The following is a 1,598-nucleotide window of genomic DNA, read 5'->3' on the forward strand; positions in this document are numbered from 1 at the left end:
AAAACAGTTAAATAAATTGACTGATGATGATCAGTTAAGCTAATTTAAAAACGGCTCTACAAAATGATAAATCAAGTGATCAAAGCTGATGAGAATCGGTGATCAAAGTCATGAGAATACGCACCATATAAATAAAAGTACAATTAATACATCTTTTGCCTCTTCTGGATCTCCAAATAGAAATAAAAAAAGAGGTAAACAAAATATAAAAAGTAGAAGAGTTAAATGCGCACAAAACCAAAAAAATAATAGTACGTCAATTACTTTTTTTCCTAATGTAGATAGACTTAAAATATGCGGATCACTACCAAGAACATTTCTATAATGTTCAGCTTTACCTGATAAATTATATTTATAATCGGAGTTTTGAGAACTGTCAAAACAGTGTCCAAAAACATTTCCTCTTGGGTATATTGCTTGCTTACTTTGATAACGGCAATACATAGAGTCACGCTCATCAGTCGCTATTTCATCTCTAAATTTTGCATATTGCTTACCTCTATAAGCGGTTTCAGCATACTGCTCATGCATATTCTATTTCCTTTATTATCCATGCTTTATCTGGTTGCTCACCTTTATCCCAGTTATTACGCTCATCAATATCCACATAGGGCAAGGTCACATTTTTATCTAGGCGGTACTGTACTTTTACTTTCCAATCAACTTCGAAATGTTTCGGCCACATAGATAAAGCTGGGATAGCATAGACCTAAATTAACTAACGTTGTTAAGCTGAAAAATAAAGTCATCAATTTGCTGGTTATTTTTAGCAATAATAAACTTACCCTTATCGTACATCCTTAGTTCATAACAATTTAAGTCTAGTTTTTCTCCTTTATAAATCACCTCAACATTATTCATAAAGTACACTTTCCAATACGACTTATTGATAGTAACTAACTGTGTGCAACCATAAGTCAATAAAAAGCCAACCGTCGCAATTGGGCCTGAGTATAGTTGCCAAAATTGAGTCAACGACATATCTCCTTGAATATAGAGATAATCAGGCCCTGTTAGTGACGTAAAAATTGCAGATAGTGTCAATAATGCAAAAGCAGCTGCTATGACAGTCCATATAGCCACATTCAAACTGGCGTTGAAGTGTGTCTTATAATTAGCCGTAAAGTTTACAACCGTGAATTTGCTTGGGATACTTTTGATTGTTGCGTTCATTTTTTCGTCCTTGTTCATGATTTCCCTCTTAATAATATTAAAATAGGGTATTTACGGCATACCGCAGGTTAGTTGCATAAATAACCGTTTGGCTTTGTATTCCGATTTAACGTTTCTTTTCTTTCAGGTTCAGAGATCAAGCGTTGCCTGTAATCAGGTATAAAATACTCACCACTTCACCAAGGGTTTCTCGTGGTATTTGGGTCGGCAAATTACAGCTAGAAAAGCGGCGTCACCTGATGCTTTATCAGGAAAAATAACAATACCGCTATCTACATAAGCTGCAAACTAAACCTAAAACAATTAAATGCATCACTTTAGGTTCAATTTTTTAAATTTTTAAAGAGCGATTTAGCTTTTAATTACCACACTTCCTGACGGTTAACTTGGCAATCTGTTGGGTCTAAATAGGGTTTTAACTCCTC

General features: G+C 34.4%; 3 protein-coding genes. All 3 read right to left on the reverse strand.

From position 1 onward, the window contains the following. Positions 1-108 precede the first annotated feature (108 nt). From H5187_RS23415 to H5187_RS23425, 3 genes are read right to left on the reverse strand one after another with little or no spacing between them, the layout of a single operon-like run. The gene (locus H5187_RS23415; protein ID WP_182798460.1) at positions 109-531 is read right to left on the reverse strand and encodes a hypothetical protein; all 423 of its coding nucleotides are present in this window, start codon (positions 529-531) and stop codon (positions 109-111) included. After that, entirely contained in the window at positions 524-685 is a 162-nt protein-coding gene (locus H5187_RS23420; RefSeq protein WP_182795027.1) for a hypothetical protein, read from the reverse strand. Before H5187_RS23420 ends, H5187_RS23415 begins: the two co-directional genes overlap by 8 nt. 29 nt (positions 686-714) lie before the next feature. After that, a complete protein-coding gene (locus H5187_RS23425; RefSeq protein WP_182762842.1) occupies positions 715-1,173 on the reverse strand; it encodes a hypothetical protein in 459 nt (152 codons plus the stop codon). Between the last annotated feature and the right edge of the window lie 425 nt (positions 1,174-1,598).

Origin of the sequence: Pseudoalteromonas sp. SG44-1 (genome assembly GCF_014164315.1) — a bacterium.
GTDB lineage: Bacteria > Pseudomonadota > Gammaproteobacteria > Enterobacterales > Alteromonadaceae > Pseudoalteromonas > Pseudoalteromonas rhizosphaerae.